Below are 16,393 nucleotides of genomic sequence, written 5' to 3' on the forward strand. Positions count from 1 at the left end.
GTTTAGTGCTCCGTCCTGATCACGCCGGGGCTGCTTCGCACGGCGATGTCGGCGCACGAAAGTAGGCTGGATGCCATGCGCCTGGCCACCTGGAACGTCAACTCCATCCGCGCCCGCGTCACCCGCACCGTCGAGTTCTGCGTGCGCGAGCACATCGACGTGCTGGCGATGCAGGAGATCAAGTGCAAGACGGAGCAGTTCCCGTACGCCGCCTTCGAGGAGGCGGGGTATCACGTCGCCGCGCACGGTCTCAATCAGTGGAACGGCGTCGCGATCGCCAGCCGCGAGCCGCTCGAGGACGTCGAGATCGGCTTCCCCGGCATGCCCGGCTTCGAGAAGGGCAAAGAGGGGCCCGACCTCCCCCAGGAGGCCCGCGCGATCGGCGCCACCGTCGACGGCGTGCGCGTGTGGAGCCTCTACGTGCCGAACGGTCGCGGGCTCGACGACCCGCATTTCACCTACAAGCTCGACTGGCTCGACAAGCTGCGGCAGTACACGGCCGACGCCCTCGCCGCCGACCCCGATCTGCCCCTCGCGCTGACGGGCGACTTCAACATCGCCCCGACCGATGCCGACAACGGCGACCCCACGATCGTTCAGGGCGCGAGCACGCACGTCTCGCCCGTCGAGCGGGAGGCGTTCGCCGCGTTCGAGACGGCCGGGCTCACCGACGTCGTGCGCCCGCTCATCCCCACCGGCTACACGTACTGGGACTACAAGCAGCTGCGCTTCCCCCGCAACGAGGGTCTGCGCATCGACTTCATCCTCGGCTCGCGCGCCTTCGCCGACGCCGTGCACGGCGCCGAGATCCACCGGAACGAGCGCAAGGGCGAGGTCCCCAGCGACCACGTCCCCGTCGTCGCCGACCTCGACCTGTCGGGGGCCGACGACGATGACGACCTGCCGATGATCTTCGGCTGAGCGCCGAGGACACCGGGCCGGGGCGTCGCGCGGTCGAACGACCTCGTCAGAATCGGATGACCTCGTCGAAATCGGACGCCGTGCGCGCTGCCGTCCGATTCTGGTGCGATTCTCCGATTTCGGCGCCGTTACGCGGGCTCCGGGGCGGCGCGCCGCGATTGAGCGCACGGCATCCCGGGACATCGGGCCCGCGGCATCCGGACCCGTTCGGGTGACACCTGCGGGCCTCTTCGTACGCGCGCAGCGCAGCAGAATCGGACCGCCGCAACAGAATCGGACCGACTCCGCGGCGGTATCCGGATCCGACGTACCCATCCGGATCCGCGGCCGGGCACCTGCCGTCGCATTCGACCGCGGAGGGGATCGCACGACGGCGGGGCCGAGGCGAACCCCGACCCCGCCGTGCGGGAGCGTCAGACCGCGGGCACCTCGGCCGGTGCGGTGCGCGCGATGAGCGTCACCAGCGCCTCGATGATCGAGCGGAGGAACGCCGCGGTGCCCTCGTCGGTCACGGTTCCGTCGTCCTCGAAGAGGCCGGGGGTCGACTGGATGTAGCCCTCGGGCTGGCCGAGGACGAGAGCGTTGTAGTGCAGGAGCACCGAGCGCAGGTGCTGCTGGCCGGCGGCCGTGGCGATACCGCCCTGCGAGGTGCCGATGACGGCGGTGGGCTTGTCGTTGAACGACGCCTCGCCGTAAGGGCGCGCCGACCAGTCGAGCGCGTTCTTGAGCACGCCCGGGATCGAGCGGCTGTACTCGGGGGTCACGACGAAGACGCCGTCGGCGTCTTCGATGGCCTTCTTGAATTCGGTCGCGACCTCGGGGAAGTTCCCGTCGTAGTCGGGTGAGTAGAAGGGCAGGTCCTTGATCGGGATCTCCTTCAGGGTCACGCCCTCGGGGGCGACCTTCTCGAGTGCCTTCGCCAGACGGCGGTTGATCGAGGTGCTGGAGATGCTGCCGACGATGTAGCCGATCGTGTAGTCGGTCACGATGATCCTCTTTCCGGACGACGGGGGCGCCGGGCGCCCTGGTTCATTCACGTGCAAGCATCGCGGTCGAACCTGTATTCCCCCTCTTCTTGACTCCGCCTCACGGGGGATGCAGGTGTCGGCGGTCGCCTCTAGCGTGGAGGGATGCCACGGATCACGCGCGCGCAGCAGCGGAACGACGCCGTGCTCGCCGTGGTGCTGCTGCTCGGGGGGCTGCTGAGCGCGGTGCTGTCGTCTGTCGCGGGGATCTACGGCGAGCAGCAGGGTTCGCTGGCCATCGCCGTGGGGTACGTCGTCGTGCTGGCCGTCCCCGTCGCCTTCCGCCGGCGCTGGCCCTCGGTCGCCGCCGTTCTCGTCTCGCTCGCGTACTTCCTCGCCGTGACGTTCCGCATCCCCGAGATCTACGCCGGCAACATCGCCATGTTCATCGCGCTGTACACGGTCGGAGCATGGGAGCCGAACCGTCGCCGGGCGACGATCGTGCGCGTCGCGCTGATCGCGGGCATGTTCGTGTGGCTGTTCGTCGTGATGTTCCAGGCGGCGACCCAGCCGGTGGATCCGGACGTCGGGGGCGCCTTCTCTCGCGCCGGCGCTTTCTCACCGTTCGTCGCTTCCCAGCTCCTGGCGCTCGGCCTCAACGCCCTCTTCTTCGGTGGCGCCTACTACTTCGGCGACCGCTCGCACCAGCAGATGCGCGAACGCGCGGCCCTCGAGGAACGCACCGCAGAACTCGAGTCCGAGCGCGAGGTGACCGCGGCGCAGGCCGTCGCTCTCGACCGCGTCCGCATCGCGCGCGAGCTGCACGACGTGGTCGCCCACCACGTCTCGCTCATGGGCGTTCAAGCGGGTGTCGCCCGCTCGCTCCTCACTCGCGACCCCGACGCCGCTCGCGAGACGCTGTCGAGTGTCGAGAGCTCCGCGCGCACCTCGCTGCACGAGCTGCGCCAGCTGCTCGAGACCCTGCGTACGCCGGACGCCGACGCGGCCCCCGACACCGCGCCCACCACTCACGGACTCAGCACGATCCAGGCCCTCGTCGACGACGCCACCGCCGCAGGCCTCCCTGCGACCTTCACCGTCATCGGAGACCCCGCGTGCGATCCCCCGCCCCTCGTGCAGGTGAACCTGTACCGCATCGCGCAGGAGGCGTTGACGAACGCGCGCCGCCACGCGGGGCCGGGCGCCACCGCCGACGTGCGCCTGCGGTTCGAGACGGATGCCGTCGAGCTCGAGATCTCGAACACGGGACGCCGGGGCTCGTCGACGCCGGGGCTCGGACAGCTCGGCATGCGGGAGCGCGCGGCCGTGTCGGGCGGAACGATCGAGATCGGACCGCGCCCGCGCGGCGGCTACCTCGTGCGTGTGCGCGTACCGCTGATCACCGCGGAGGGGGCGCATGTCTGAGCTGCGTGTCCTGCTGGTCGACGACCACGCCATGATGCGGGCGGGGTTCCGCACGATCCTCTCGCTGGAGCCCGACATCGAGGTCGTGGGAGAGGCGGCATCCGGACTCGAAGCCCTCTCCGCGGCGGCGAGCTTACGGCCCGACGTGATCTGCATGGACGTGCAGATGCCCGACATGGACGGCCTCGAAGCCACCCGCCGGTTGACCGCCGACCCCGCATCCGACGCGGCCGTGCTCATCGTCACGACCTTCGACCGCGACGACTACCTCTTCTCGGCGCTGGCGGCCGGAGCCAGCGGGTTCCTCCTCAAGAACGCGGGACCCGAAGAACTCGTCTCGGCCGTCCGCGTCGTCGGGGCCGGGGACGCGCTGCTCGCCCCCGAGGTCACGCGCCGGGTCATCGAACGTTTCGCATCGCCGGGTGCCGAGATGGCGGCATCCGCCCCCTCCGCCACGATCGAGCCGCTGCGCCTGACCGAGCCCCTCACCGAGCGCGAGGGCGAAGTGCTGCGGCTGGTGGCCGAGGCGCTCAGCAACGCCGAGATCGCCGCGCGCCTGTTCATCGGCGAGGCGACGGTCAAGACGCACGTGTCGAACCTGCTGCAGAAGCTCGGGGCGCGCGACCGCGTGCAGGCCGTGGTGCTCGCCCACCGGCACGGCCTGGCCTGACGGCGACGAGGGCCGCGCACCGGCCCGGGCAGCGCCCGAGACGACCGGACGGTCACGAGGTACCCCGCGATTCGGCACCGTTGCGTGTCCTTTCGAGCATCGAGGGCGATCTCGACGACGCGCGGCGCCCCGACCGGGAGCCCCCGCCGCGACCCCTCGGCCGTAGCGCCCTCCCCCGCGCGGTGGAGACGCAGAACCGTCCCGGGGCGGAGGTGGTGCGGCATCCGGGTCCCTAGCGTGGGAGGCATCGAGAAGAAGGGATGCATCGTGCTCCATCTGGACGGCATCACCAAGAGCTACGGCGGACGCCGCGTGCTCGACGGCGTGGGCTTCGACGTCGCCCCCGGGCGCCTCACGGGCTTCGTCGGCGGCAACGGGGCCGGAAAGACGACGACGATGCGCATCGCGCTGGGTGTGCTCGGCAAGGACGCGGGCACGGTCGAGCTGAACGGCGCCGCGGTCACCACCGCCGACCGCCGTCGATTCGGCTACATGCCCGAGGAGCGGGGGCTGTACCCCAAGATGAAGGTGGCCGAGCACATCGCCTACCTCGCACGGCTGCACGGCTTCGGCAAGGCCGACGCGACCGCCAAGGCCGCGGCCCTGCTCGAGCGGCTCGGACTCGGCGAGCGCCTCGGCGACCTCATCGAGACCCTCTCGCTCGGCAATCAGCAGCGCGCGCAGATCGCCGCCTCACTGGTCCACGAGCCCGAGGTACTCATCCTCGACGAGCCGTTCTCGGGGCTCGACCCCCTGGCGGTCGACGTGGTCGCGGGCGTGCTGCAAGAGAAGGCCGCCGAGGGCGCCGCCGTGCTGTTCTCGTCGCACCAGCTCGACGTGGTCGAGCGTCTCTGCGACGACCTCGTCATCATCGCCGACGGCACGATCCGCGCGGCCGGCAGTCGCGAGGGCCTTCGCGCCGAGCACGCGACCCACCGCTACGAGTTGGTCTCGCGCGGCGACACCGGGTGGCTCCGCGACGAACCCGGCGTTCGCGTCATCGATTTCGACGGCGGCTACGCCCTCTTCGACGCCGACGACGACGGCACCGCCCAACGTGTGCTGCGCGAGGCCACCGGCCGCGGCGACGTCACCAGCTTCTCCCCCCAGCGTCCGACCCTGGCCGAGATCTTCAAGGAGGTCATCCAGTGAGTACCCCGATCACCGCTCCGGTCCCGGCCCGTACGACGACACCGCACCGCGCGCCGAGCGAGCTGCAGAGCATCTGGCTGGTCGCCGAGCGCGAGATCGGCTCGAAGCTGCGCAGCAAGGCCTTCGTCATCTCCACCGCGATCCTCATCGTCGCGGCCCTCGCGTCGGTGCTGTGGGGCGGTTTCACGGCCGCGAACACCACCGCCAGCGGCATCCCGGTCGCCGTCACCGCTCAGACGCAGGGCGAAGTCTCGGGGCTGGACGGCCTCGAGGTGACCGTCGTCGACAGCGACGACGCCGCCCGCGCTCTCGTGGTGGACGGGACGGCGGATGCCGCCCTGGTCTCGGGTGCGTCGGACTCGGCGTTCGACTTCACCGTCGTGGTGAAGGACAGCGTCCCCTCGACCCTGCTGCAGATGCTCAGCGACACTCCACCGGTGGACCGGCTCGAGCCGGGCTCGAGCGCCGCCGACGTGCTGCGCTACTTCATCGCGTTGGCATTCGGGATCGTGTTCCTCATCGCCGCGACGACCTTCGGCGGCACCATCGCGCAGAGCGTGGTCGAAGAGAAGCAGACGCGCGTGGTCGAGATCCTCATCTCGGCGATCCCGGTGCGGGCGCTGCTCGCGGGCAAGGTACTCGGCAACACAATCCTCGCGATGGCCCAGATCGTGCTGCTCGCGGCCGTCGCGGTGGTGGGGCTCGCCGTCACCGGTCAGGCCGGGGTGCTCGACGCACTCGGTGCACCGATCACCTGGTTCGCGATCTTCTTCCTCTTCGGCTTCGTGCTGCTCGCCGCCCTGTTCGCCGCGGCCGCCGCGATGGTCTCCCGCCAGGAGGACATCGGGGCGACCACGACCCCGATCACGATGCTGATCATGGCGCCGTACTTCCTGGTGATCTTCTTCAACGACAACCCCGTCGTGCTGACGATCATGTCGTACGTGCCGTTCTCGGCTCCGGTGGGGATGCCGCTGCGCCTGTACCTCGGCGACGCGCAGTGGTGGGAGCCCGTACTCTCCCTCCTCGTGCTGCTCGCCTCGTGCGTGCTCGCGATCGGTGTCGCCGCTCGCATCTACCGCAACTCGCTGCTGCGCATGGGGGCGCGCGTGAAGCTCGGCGAGGCTCTGCGGGGCTGATTGGTTCGGGTCCGGTCAGCGGGCGGGTGGATGCCGGGGGCACCGGCATCCACCCGCCCCTTCTCTTCGCCTTCGCCAGACGCGTCTAGGCTTTTCGGGTGCTTCGCCTTCTCGCCTCCGCCGCCTTCGGAGTGGTGATCGGCAGCCTGCTCGTCACCCTGCTCGGAAACCCGGACACGGGGATGCCGATCTTCGGTGTCTCGATCACGGTGTTCGTCATCGCGGTGACCGTCACCCGATTGGCGAGCGGACTCTCCGCCTCGATCCCCTCGCCCGCCGCTGTGCAGGAGGCGCGTGACGCCCGCCGTCTCGGGCGCGCGCGCATCGACTCGGTGAGACAGACCGGCACGTTCATCAACGAGCAGCCGGTCTGCGACGTCGACGTGACGGTGATGGCGCTCACGGGAGAGGCGTGGGCGACCACCGTCCGCAAGATCGTCCCGCTGACCGAGCTGCCGGCGTACCAGTCCGGCGTCGAGCGCGATGTCGTCATCCTGCTCGACGGCGGCCCCGAGGTCGCCTTCGCCGACGGGGAGCTCTCGCCTGCCGAGATCGAGAGCCTCGTCGTCCCCCCGCGTTCCGAGGTCGAGATGCGGCCGATCCCCCCGGGGACACGCGTCGACAAGGGGCGCCGCCGCGGTCCCCTCATCGGCATCGGCCGCCGCGGACGCCCCCTGCGTCTGCTGGTGTTCGCTCTGGTCGCGGTCCTCGCGGCGGGCGCCGTCGTGCTGCCGTTTCGAGAGGCGGCCGGCCTGAGCCTCGCCGCGTGGTCGGAGGGCCGGTGGAGCGTCGATATGCGCCGACCCGACGCGCTCCTCACGGCCGAGAGGTCGCTCGAGGAGGCGATCGGCCACGACCGGGTGGTATCGATCACCGTCATTCCGGATGCCGTGATCGTGAACGCCCCGATCCGCGTCGGGGCCATCGAGACCGACGAATGGACCTATCGCGCGGGCCGCGTCAGCCACGACGGCCCGGCCAGCGGCCAGCCCCAGGTCGCGGAGGAGCAGTTCTCGTGGTCAGACGTGGCGCTCGAGCGGATCTGGCCGGCCATCGAGAAGGCGTCGGCCCAGAGCGGGCTACCGGCAGACGGGGCGACGGTGTCCATCCGCCGCACGACCGACACCGACCTGGACAGCCCGACCTTCAACCGCAGCGTCGAGGCGACGGAGATGTCATTCGGACTGCGCGATGACTACCGCGACCAGTTCTTCCGCCTCGATGCCACCGGAACCGACCTTCGCGCGACGGGCTGAGCGATCCGTCATCCGTCGAGGCCTGTGAACGATGCGGGTCGGTCGGGCGGCTTGCCTTCGCTACTGCGCCACGTACGCGGTGACGCTCGGGGACAGACGGATCGGGATGCCGGTGACGTCGGAATCATCCGGGTCGCCGATCGCGACGGTCAGGGTGTCGTCGATGCCGAAGATCGCGGCCCCGTCCTGTGCTCCGCTCGCGCAGCCGGCCGACCAGGGCCGGTTGTCGGTGGAGGTGAACGTCACGATGCAGCGTCCGTCGCCGTCGTCGGGCTGGGCGAGGTAGATGCGGAAGTCGCTCACCGTCGCGATGTACCGCGTGCTCGCCGCGTCGATGCCGCTGTCGCGCAGGATCTCGGCCGAGATGACGTCCTCGACGGTCTGCGGGAACGTGAGCTCGGGGTAGGCCGCCGCCGCGGGATCGGGGGTCGCGGCCATCGTCGGCGCCGTGCTCGCGCCGATCGCGATGCCGATGCCGAGCAGGGCCAGAGCGCCGACGACGGCCGCCACGATACGCAGCGCGCGCCGGGGCGTGAGGCGGGTGGCATCCGGGAGACGGGGAGTCTCGGGAGGGGGCTGCTCTCCGACGGTGGGGACCGGGGCGACGGCGGCGGGAGGCGGCGCTGGTGCGGCGAGGACGGGCATCGGACGGTCGGAGCGACGGGCCTGGTCCTCGAGTTCGGCGAGACGCTCAATCATCGCCGGCGTCGCGGACGCCCCCTCGGCCCCGTACACGCGTTCGCGCAGCCGGCGCAGCTCGACGTCGTCGTCCATGCGTCGACTCTAGGGCCGCGTCGGTGCGTCGAGGCGGACTCAGGACTCTGCGGGGGACGCCGTGGCGTCGAGCGCGTCGGCCGCGCCGACCAGGGCGAGGTGCGAGAGCGCCTGCGGGGTGTTGCCCGCCTGACGACCGGTGGTGGGGTCGTACTCCTCCGACAGCAGACCGAGATCGTTGGCGACGGCCGTCAGACGCTGCATGAGCGCGACGGCCTCGTCGCGACGACCGCTGTGGGCGTACTGCCCCACGAGCCAGAACGAGCACGCGAGGAAGGGATGTTCGTCTCCGGTCAGGCCGTCGACGCCCGTCGTGCGGTAGCGCAACAGCCACCCGTCGGGCATGAGTGTCTCTTCCATACGGGCGACGGTGGCGAGCATGCGCGGGTCGTCGTAGGCGCAGAAACCGACCTGCGGCAGGACGAGAAGGGACGCATCGACCTCGTCGGTGTCGAAATGCTGGGTGAACCACCCGCCCGCGTGCACGCCGCGGGCGTCGATGTCGGCCCGAACGCGATCACGAAGGGCGCGCCACGTGGAGACGTCGCCGTCGCGCCCGCCCTCTTCGACGGCCCGGATCCCGCGATCGAAAGCCGCCCACACCATCGCTCGCGAGTGCGTGAAGAAGTGGGGTTCGCCGCGCATCTCCCAGATGCCGAGGTCGGGGCGGTCGACCTCGCTCGCCAGCTGGTCGAGGAGTGCGCGCTGCAGCGACCACGAGAAGGTCGTCTCTTCGACACCCGCGGTGCGCGCCGCTTCGAGAGCGACCATCACCTCGCCGATGACATCGGCCTGGTACTGGTCGACCGCGCCGTTGCCGATGCGCACCGGCGCCGCGCCGCCGTAGCCGGGGAGGCTGGGGATCTCGCGTTCGGGGAGGTCGCGCTCCCCCGCGATGCCGTACATGATCTGCACGTCGGCAGGGTCGCCGGCGATCGCGCGCAGAAGCCAGTCGCGCCAGCGGTGCGCGGCGTCGAGGTAGCCGTGGTCGATGTAGGCGCTGAGGGTGAGCGCGGCGTCGCGGAGCCAGACGTAGCGGTAGTCCCAGTTGCGGGATCCGCCGAAGGCCTCGGGGAGCGAGGTGGTCGCCGCCGCGACGATGCCGCCCGTCTCGGAGTGCGTGAGAGCGCGCAGCACCATGAGCGAGCGGGTGACGAGGGCCGCGTGCGTTCCCGCGGACTGCACGCGGTCCGCCCACGCGGCCCACCACTCGCGGGTGCGTTCGAGCGCCGCCTCGACATCGAACGCGGCCGGAGGGTCCTGCCAGGACGGTCCCCAGGCCAGGACCGAGTCGACGCTCCGGCCCGCTTGCGTCGTCCACCGCGCACGGTGGGCGGTGTCGACGGCGATGAGACGCGGCCCGCGGATCGTCACGGCATCGGGGCCGGCCGCGGCGAGGATGACGTGCTCGTCACCATGACCGATCTGCTGCACCCATGGCACCGCTCGGGCGTAGTCGAACCGCAGACGCACCTCACTGACGAAATCGACCGCGCCCGAGACCCCGACCACACGGCGGATGAGGGCCTCGACGCCCTCGTCGATGGGCATGGCGTCGTAGACGTCGGCGATGCCGGTCGAGGTCTCCCACCGCGTGACCAGCACGAAGGTGTCTCCGTCGTAGCGCCGGATCGCGCGCGCCTCGGGGTCGGCCGGGCGCAGCGACCACGCGCCGTGCGACTCGTCGCCGAGCAGAGCGCCGAACATCGACCCGCTGTCGTACCGCGGCAGGCACAACCAGTCGACGCTCCCCGCGGAGGAGACGAGGGCGGCGGATCGGCAGTTGCTGAGGACCGCGTAGTCCTCGATCGGAGTCGTCACCCTCGGATTGTGGCAGGTGCCGCTGACATCGGGGCTATCGATCTCGCTAGTGACTCCCCCGTGCCCGCTGCAAGCGTCCCGGCGATGTCGGAAGCGGGCGCTACGGTGGCCACATGGCGGCGGACACCACCCTGATCATCCTGGGCGCTTCGGGCGACCTCACCTCGCGACTGCTCCTCCCGGCCCTCGGCCAGTTGCTCTCGCGCGAGCCGAACCGGTCTGTGCGCCTGCACGGCGCGAGCATGGAGGACTGGACCGACGAGCATTGGCGCGAGGTCGTGCGAAAGGCCTTCCACACGATGGATGCCGACGACGCCTTCGCCTCCGTCTCCGAGACGACGTACTCGCAGGCCGACATCACGAAGGCGGCCGATCTGCAGAAGCTGCTCGACGACGCCGAGGGCCGTCCGGCCCTGTACTTCGCGGTGCCTCCGGCGGTCACCGAGAAAGCGTGTCTCGCGCTCAGCGACGTGACCATCCCCGAGCACACGATCCTCGCCCTCGAGAAGCCGTTCGGCACCGACGAGGCGAGCGCCCACACGCTCAATACGCAGCTGGCGACCCTCGTGCCCGAAGACCAGGTCTTCCGCATCGACCACTTCCTCGGCCGGTCGACGGTGCTGAACCTGCTCGGCACGCGTTTCGCGAATCGCATCGTCGAGAGCGTCTGGTCGGCCGACGACATCGCCTCGATTCGCATCGACTTCCCCGAGGCCCTGGGCCTGGAGGGGCGTGCCGGGTACTACGACGCCGCCGGCGCCCTGGTCGACATGATCCAGAGCCACCTGCTGCAGGTCATGGCCTTCGTCACGATGGAGCCCCCGGCATCCCTCGATCAACTCGATCTGCGCGACGCGACGTCCGCGGTACTCCGCGCAACGCACGTGAAAGACGACGACCCGGTCGCGAACTCGCGCCGCGCGCGCTACACCGCCGGCGACGTGGGCGATCGCCACTTCTCGTCGTACGTCGACGAGCCCGGCGTCGACGCCTCGCGCGGCACCGAGACGCTCGCCGAGATGACCGTCGAGGTGCGCACCGCCCGTTGGCAGGGGGTTCCGATCGTGCTGCGCTCGGGCAAGGCGCTCGGCGCCGGAGACCCGGCCGTCACCGTGACCTTCAAGCCCGTGCGCCACCTTCCCGACGGGTTCATCGGCGACAACGAGCCGTCCGAGATGGTGTTCTCGCTCGGGCCCGACACGATCAGCCTGGGCCTGAACATCAACGGCGCCGACGACCCGCTCGATCTCGAGCGGGTCAACCTCTCCGCCCATCTCGGCGAAGGCGCGCTCAAGGCCTACGGCGAAGTGCTCTCCGGCATCCTCGATGGGGACGCCATGCTCGCCGTCCGCGGTGATGCCGCCGAGCAGTGCTGGCGCATCGTGCAGCCGGTCATCGACGCGTGGCGCAAGAACGAGGTGCCGCTCGACGAGTATCCGGCGGGTACCGCGGGCCCCGCGTCGTGGAAGGCGTGATCGACGCCGCGACAAGGGGCGGTTCTGCGGCCCGGCGTGACGCGGGACGGCGTCTCATCACAGACGCATAAGTTCATACGGGAACACTCGGCCCATCGATGGCGTTGAGTGGTGCGGGTCAACGGCGTCCCGCATCAGTCCCCGTTCTCAGGAGTACCCATGTCTCTCGCGCTCGACCGCACCGCCCCCACCGACGCCCCCATCCTCGACGTGCTCGCCGAGCGATGGAGCACCCGCGTCTTCGACCCCGAGACGCCGATCGACGAGTCGGCCCTCCGCTCCGCTCTCGAGGCCGCCCGTTGGGCTCCCTCGGGCATGAACTTCCAGCCGTGGCGCTTCATCGTCGCGCGCCGGGGTACGGCCGCGCACGAGCGTGTCGTCGCCTCGCTGATGGGCTTCAACCAGGCCTGGGCCCCCGCGGCCGGCGCTCTGCTCGTCGTTCTCGCCGAGACCGAGACCGAAGACGGCGAAGCGCGCGCCTGGGCGATGTACGACAGCGGTCAGGCCGCCGCCCACTTCACGGTCCAGGCCCACGCCGGGGGCCTCGCGACCCACCAGATGGGCGGATTCGTGTCCGACGACCTTCGCGCGGCGTTCGACATCGACCCCCGCTTCACCCCCGTCACCGTCATCGCGGTCGGCACCCTGGGCGATGTCGACGCGGCCGAAGAGGGCCTGCGTCAGCGCGAGCTCGCCCCGCGTGAGCGCCGTACGGTCGAGGAGTCGCTGCTCGTCGACGACTGAGTCACGGCATCCGGCCCCGTCTGCCGCGCCCACGCCGTCCGCCCGCACCACGCTGCGCAACAGCCGCGGGACGGGCGGCGTTCCTCTTGTCTTGACCACGCATAAACGCGATCCGCGCGTATAAACGCTCTCTCCTCGCGTTTATGCGCGGAAAGAGCGTTTATGCGTGACCGGAGCCGGCCGGGGCCCACGAAACGGCGGGCCGAACGCGGAGGAGGGATGCCACGCACCCGACGTGGCACCCTCGTCCGCCGAACTACTCGACGATCTCGGCCTCGATCACGTCGTCGTCGCCCGCCTCCGGTTGCGCGGGGCCGGTGCTGACGAGCGCGAGCGAGTCACCGTCGCTCGCCACATCGACCCGCACGACGTCGCCGTCGCGCACCGTTCCGGCCAGGATGGCCATCGCGAGGCGGTTCTGGATCTCGGTCTGGATGAGGCGACGCAGCGGCCGCGCTCCGTACACCGGGTCGTACCCGCGCTCGGCGAGCCACGATCGGGCGTCGGGGGTGACCGCGAGGCTCAGTCGGCGCTCGCGTAGGCGCTGGTGGAGCGCGTCGACCGAGAGTTCGACGATCTGCGCGAGGTCGTCCTGGCTGAGAGCCTGGAAGATCACGATGTCGTCGAGGCGGTTCACGAACTCCGGCTTGAAGGCCTGGCGCACGAGTGCCTGCACCTGCTCGCGCTTGGTCTCCATCGACAGGGTCGGGTCGATGAGGATCGGCGACCCCAGGTTCGACGTCAGCACCAGGATGACGTTCGTGAAGTCGACCGTACGGCCCTGGCCGTCGGTCAGGCGGCCGTCGTCCATGACCTGCAGCAGCACGTCGAACACCTCGGGGTGCGCCTTCTCGACCTCGTCGAGCAACACGACACTGTAGGGGCGCCGGCGCACGGCCTCGGTCAGCTGGCCGCCCTGCTCGTACCCGATGTACCCCGGAGGGGCACCGACCAGCCGCGAGACGGAGTGCTTCTCGCCATACTCCGACATGTCGATGCGCACCATGGCGTGCTCGTCGTCGAAGAGGAAGTCGGCGAGCGACTTCGCCAGCTCGGTCTTGCCGACACCGGTCGGACCGAGGAACAGGAACGAACCGACCGGCCGGTGCGGGTCGCTGATGCCCGCGCGCGAGCGACGGACGGCGTCGGACACCGCTTTCACGGCATCCCGCTGTCCGATCAGGCGCCGACCGAGCTCGCGCTCGAGGTGCAGAAGCTTCTCGGTCTCGCCCTGCAGGAGGCGACCCACCGGAATACCCGTCCACGCCGCGATCACGGACGCGATGTCCTCATCGGTGACCTGGTCGTTGACCATGCGGTCGCCCGCCGGTTCTTCGCGCTCGGCGACCATGAGCTCGCGCTCGAGAGCGGGGATCTCGGCGTACAGCAGACGCGACGCCCGCTCGAGGTTGCCCTCGCGCTGAGCGCGCTCGGCGTCGACGCGAGCGGCATCCAGTCGGGTCTTCAGATCGCCGACGCGGTTGAGCGAGGCCCGCTCCCGCTCCCAGCGAGCCTGCAGGTCGTCGAGCTTGGCCTGCTCGGCCGCGAGGGTCTCGCGAAGGGTGGCGAGGCGCTCCTTCGAGGCGTCGTCCTTCTCCTTCTTCAGAGCGAGTTCCTCGAGCTTGAGGCGGTCGACGTGTCGTCGCAGTTCGTCGATCTCGAGCGGTGCGGAGTCGATCTCCATTCGCAGGCGCGATGCGGCTTCGTCGATGAGGTCGATCGCCTTGTCGGGGAGCTGACGCGCGGGGATGTAGCGGTTGGACAGGGATGCCGCGGCCACCAGCGCCGTATCGGCGATCGCGACCTTGTGGTGGGCTTCGTACCGCTCCTTGAGGCCGCGCAGGATCGCCACGGTGTCTTCGACCGTGGGCTCACCGACGTAGACCTGCTGGAAGCGCCGCTCGAGGGCGGCGTCCTTCTCGATGAACTCGCGGTACTCGTCGAGCGTGGTCGCTCCGATCAGGCGCAGTTCTCCGCGCGCGAGCATGGGCTTGAGCATGTTGCTCGCCGCCACCGAGCCCTCACCGCCACCCGCGCCCATGAGCACGTGCAGTTCGTCGATGAAGGTGATGATGCGCCCGTCGGACTCGGTGATCTCTTTGAGGACGCTCTTGAGGCGCTCCTCGAACTGGCCGCGGTACATCGCACCGGCGACGAGCGCCGAGATGTCGAGCGAGACCAGCTCTTTGTTCTTGAGGCTCTCGGCGACGTCGCCCGCGACGATGCGCTGAGCGAGGCCCTCGACGACGGCGGTCTTGCCGACACCGGGTTCGCCGATGAGCACGGGGTTGTTCTTGGTGCGCCGAGTGAGCACCTGGCTGACGCGGCGGATCTCGCCGTCGCGCCCGATCACGGGGTCGAGCTTGCCCTGGCGGGCCCGGTCGGTGAGGTTGATGCCGAACTGCTCGAGGGCGCTGCGCGCGTCCTCCTGCCCCGGCTGTTGTGTGGCGTTCATGTGTTCTCCCGGAAGTCTGTTTGCCGCTGCAAAAAGTTGAGCGGAATTGGCTCAAGTTTAGCAGCGAGGAGTGCGCGGGACAATGGGGGTCGAGTCGCCCCGATCAAGGGCCGCGGCACGGGGGCGACCCGGTCGACGTCGAGGCGGGCCGCCATGCGGAGCAGTGCCGCGACGCGCCGGTGGGTGCGGCGTCGACGCGGCGCGTCGGCGTCGTTGTCCGTACGACGGTCGCGCTCCGCGGCTCGGCGTCGGGCGCGACCCGCATCCCGCCGCGCACGGCAGTTCGGACCGTCACGCGGAGCTCCGGCCCGACACGCCGTGACCACGACCGCCTGAGCAGCGCATCGGCCGGGAACTCCGCACGACGGCAGGGGATGCCGGGCCGTGGGGCCGGGCCATAGGGCCGAGGTGCCGGGGCGTAGGGCCGGGGCGTAGGGCCGAGGCGCCGGGCCGGGGTGCCCGGCCGTGGCGCCGGGCCGGGGCGCCGGGTGCCGGACCACCGGGACGGAACCCGTGGTGGCCGGAACCCCGAACGGCGGGGTCAGGCCGGGATCGGCTCCGCGTCTCGTGCGGCAATATCGGCCCCGGACGCCGCGGGCTCACTGCACGAGAAGCGCGCACGGTACGCCGTGGGGGTCAGCCCCATCGTGCGGGCGAAGTTCTGCCGAAGCACGGCCGCGGATCCGAAGCCGCACTCCGCGGCGATCCGGTCGAGGCCGAGGTCGGTCTCCTCGAGCAGCCGCTGGGCGTGGAGCAGGCGCTGCCGCGCGAGCCACGCGGCAGGGGTCGCGCCGAGGTCCGCTTTGAAACGGCGGGCGAAGGTGCGCGGCGACATGTGGGCGCGCGCCGCGAGTCGTTCGACCGAGAGCTCGGCATCCAGGTTCTGCAGCATCCACTCGGTCACCGGGGCGAGCGAGAGCGAGGAATCGATCGGGATCGGTGAGGCGATGAACTGCGCCTGACCGCCGTCGCGCTGGGGGGCGACGACCATGCGGCGAGCGATGCGGTTGGCGAGTTCGGAACCCAGCTCCTGACGCAACAGGTGAAGGCTGGCGTCCAGCCCGGCCGCGGTGCCGGCGCTGGTGATGATGTTCCCGGACTGCACGTAGAGCACGTCGGGGTCCACCTCGATCTCGGGGTACATCCGCGCCATGACGTCGGCGTAGCGCCAGTGCGTCGTTCCGCGCTTGCCGTTGAGCACTCCGGATGCCGCGATCACGAACGACCCGCTGCACACGCTCAGCAGCCAGGCACCCCGGGCGTGCGCCGCGCGCACGACGTCGAGCACACGCGGGTCGACGGCTCCCCACGTCTCCCGGGGGATCGGCGCGAGCACGAGGATGTCGACGTCGGCGGCGGCCTCTAGACCACGTTCGACGTTGATCGAGAACCCGATGTTCGACGGCACGACGCCCGGGTCGGGCGCAACGATCCGGAAGTCGAAGTTCGGGATGCCGTCGTCACTGCGGTCCAACCCGAACGCCTCGCAGGCGAGACCGAATTCGAAGGGGGCGAACCCGGGCTGGATGACGACGGCGACCGAGCGCATGCGAACCTCCGGTGTGGCAGAAATCTTTCGGCAGGCGTCCATCATGT

13 protein-coding genes are annotated in these 16,393 nt (G+C 70.4%); 8 read left to right on the forward strand and 5 right to left on the reverse strand.

Annotated elements, in window-relative coordinates; genetic code table 11:
- Positions 1-75 precede the first annotated feature (75 nt).
- Positions 76-921, forward strand: coding sequence for an exodeoxyribonuclease III (locus tag NE358_RS15655; protein ID WP_289939963.1), 846 nt, complete (start codon positions 76-78; stop codon positions 919-921).
- Between the two features lie 413 nt (positions 922-1,334).
- On the opposite strand, the gene NE358_RS15660 is transcribed toward NE358_RS15655, so the two are convergent.
- The gene (locus NE358_RS15660; protein WP_103207969.1) at positions 1,335-1,907 is read right to left on the reverse strand and encodes an NADPH-dependent FMN reductase; all 573 of its coding nucleotides are present in this window, start codon (positions 1,905-1,907) and stop codon (positions 1,335-1,337) included.
- A gap of 144 nt (positions 1,908-2,051) precedes the next feature.
- On the opposite strand from NE358_RS15660, the gene NE358_RS15665 reads away from it, so the two are divergent.
- The 5 genes from NE358_RS15665 (at position 2,052) to NE358_RS15685 (ending at position 7,528) form a co-directional block, all read left to right on the forward strand.
- Complete coding sequence (locus NE358_RS15665) at positions 2,052-3,311, forward strand: sensor histidine kinase (protein ID WP_116239514.1); 1,260 nt, start codon at positions 2,052-2,054, stop codon at positions 3,309-3,311.
- Entirely contained in the window at positions 3,304-3,981 is a 678-nt protein-coding gene (locus NE358_RS15670) for a response regulator (protein WP_103207964.1), read from the forward strand. The genes NE358_RS15665 and NE358_RS15670 overlap by 8 nt, the downstream gene beginning before the upstream one ends.
- A 267-nt stretch (positions 3,982-4,248) precedes the next feature.
- Positions 4,249-5,133: an ABC transporter ATP-binding protein gene (locus NE358_RS15675; RefSeq protein WP_103208582.1), complete on the forward strand. Its 885-nt coding sequence runs from the start codon at positions 4,249-4,251 to the stop codon at positions 5,131-5,133.
- Entirely contained in the window at positions 5,130-6,272 is a 1,143-nt protein-coding gene (locus NE358_RS15680) for an ABC transporter permease (protein WP_289939968.1), read from the forward strand. The genes NE358_RS15675 and NE358_RS15680 overlap by 4 nt, the downstream gene beginning before the upstream one ends.
- 98 nt (positions 6,273-6,370) lie before the next feature.
- A complete protein-coding gene (locus tag NE358_RS15685) occupies positions 6,371-7,528 on the forward strand; it encodes a hypothetical protein (RefSeq protein WP_289939970.1) in 1,158 nt (385 codons plus the stop codon).
- A gap of 60 nt (positions 7,529-7,588) precedes the next feature.
- Here the strand turns inward: NE358_RS15685 and NE358_RS15690 are convergent, their stop codons facing one another.
- Both NE358_RS15690 and NE358_RS15695 read right to left on the reverse strand, forming a co-directional pair.
- Entirely contained in the window at positions 7,589-8,302 is a 714-nt protein-coding gene (locus tag NE358_RS15690; RefSeq protein WP_483285649.1) for a hypothetical protein, read from the reverse strand.
- Between the two features lie 39 nt (positions 8,303-8,341).
- Entirely contained in the window at positions 8,342-10,123 is a 1,782-nt protein-coding gene (locus NE358_RS15695) for a glycoside hydrolase family 15 protein (RefSeq protein WP_103207958.1), read from the reverse strand.
- A 113-nt stretch (positions 10,124-10,236) separates the two neighbouring features.
- Here NE358_RS15695 and NE358_RS15700 point away from each other — a divergent pair, with 113 nt between their 5' ends.
- Both NE358_RS15700 and NE358_RS15705 read left to right on the forward strand, forming a co-directional pair.
- On the forward strand, positions 10,237-11,598 hold the full coding sequence (locus NE358_RS15700; RefSeq protein ID WP_289939979.1) for a glucose-6-phosphate dehydrogenase: 1,362 nt from the start codon (positions 10,237-10,239) through the stop codon (positions 11,596-11,598).
- 159 nt (positions 11,599-11,757) lie between these two features.
- Positions 11,758-12,342 (forward strand): nitroreductase family protein, encoded by a 585-nt coding sequence (locus NE358_RS15705; protein WP_289939980.1) that lies wholly within the window; start codon positions 11,758-11,760, stop codon positions 12,340-12,342.
- Positions 12,343-12,598: 256 nt separating this feature from the next.
- Here NE358_RS15705 and NE358_RS15710 read toward each other — a convergent pair whose 3' ends face one another.
- Together NE358_RS15710 and NE358_RS15715 are read right to left on the reverse strand one after the other, a co-directional pair.
- Positions 12,599-14,797 (reverse strand): ATP-dependent Clp protease ATP-binding subunit, encoded by a 2,199-nt coding sequence (locus NE358_RS15710; RefSeq protein ID WP_103207952.1) that lies wholly within the window; start codon positions 14,795-14,797, stop codon positions 12,599-12,601.
- Positions 14,798-15,338: 541 nt separating this feature from the next.
- Complete coding sequence (locus tag NE358_RS15715) at positions 15,339-16,346, reverse strand: GlxA family transcriptional regulator (RefSeq protein ID WP_116239520.1); 1,008 nt, start codon at positions 16,344-16,346, stop codon at positions 15,339-15,341.
- Positions 16,347-16,393: the final 47 nt, after the last annotated feature.

The sequence above is a fragment of the Sphingomonas sp. G5 genome, from assembly GCF_052660795.1.

Coding starts and splice junctions, on each gene's coding strand:
- NE358_RS15665 (WP_116239514.1), top strand. CDS start 2,052: ATGCCACGGATCACGCGCGCGCAGCAGCGGAACGACGCCGTGCTCGCC.
- NE358_RS15705 (WP_289939980.1), top strand. CDS start 11,758: ATGTCTCTCGCGCTCGACCGCACCGCCCCCACCGACGCCCCCATCCTC.
- NE358_RS15700 (WP_289939979.1), top strand. CDS start 10,237: ATGGCGGCGGACACCACCCTGATCATCCTGGGCGCTTCGGGCGACCTC.
- NE358_RS15710 (WP_103207952.1), bottom strand. CDS start 14,797: ATGAACGCCACACAACAGCCGGGGCAGGAGGACGCGCGCAGCGCCCTC.
- NE358_RS15715 (WP_116239520.1), bottom strand. CDS start 16,346: ATGCGCTCGGTCGCCGTCGTCATCCAGCCCGGGTTCGCCCCCTTCGAA.
- NE358_RS15655 (WP_289939963.1), top strand. CDS start 76: ATGCGCCTGGCCACCTGGAACGTCAACTCCATCCGCGCCCGCGTCACC.
- NE358_RS15690 (WP_483285649.1), bottom strand. CDS start 8,302: ATGGACGACGACGTCGAGCTGCGCCGGCTGCGCGAACGCGTGTACGGG.
- NE358_RS15670 (WP_103207964.1), top strand. CDS start 3,304: ATGTCTGAGCTGCGTGTCCTGCTGGTCGACGACCACGCCATGATGCGG.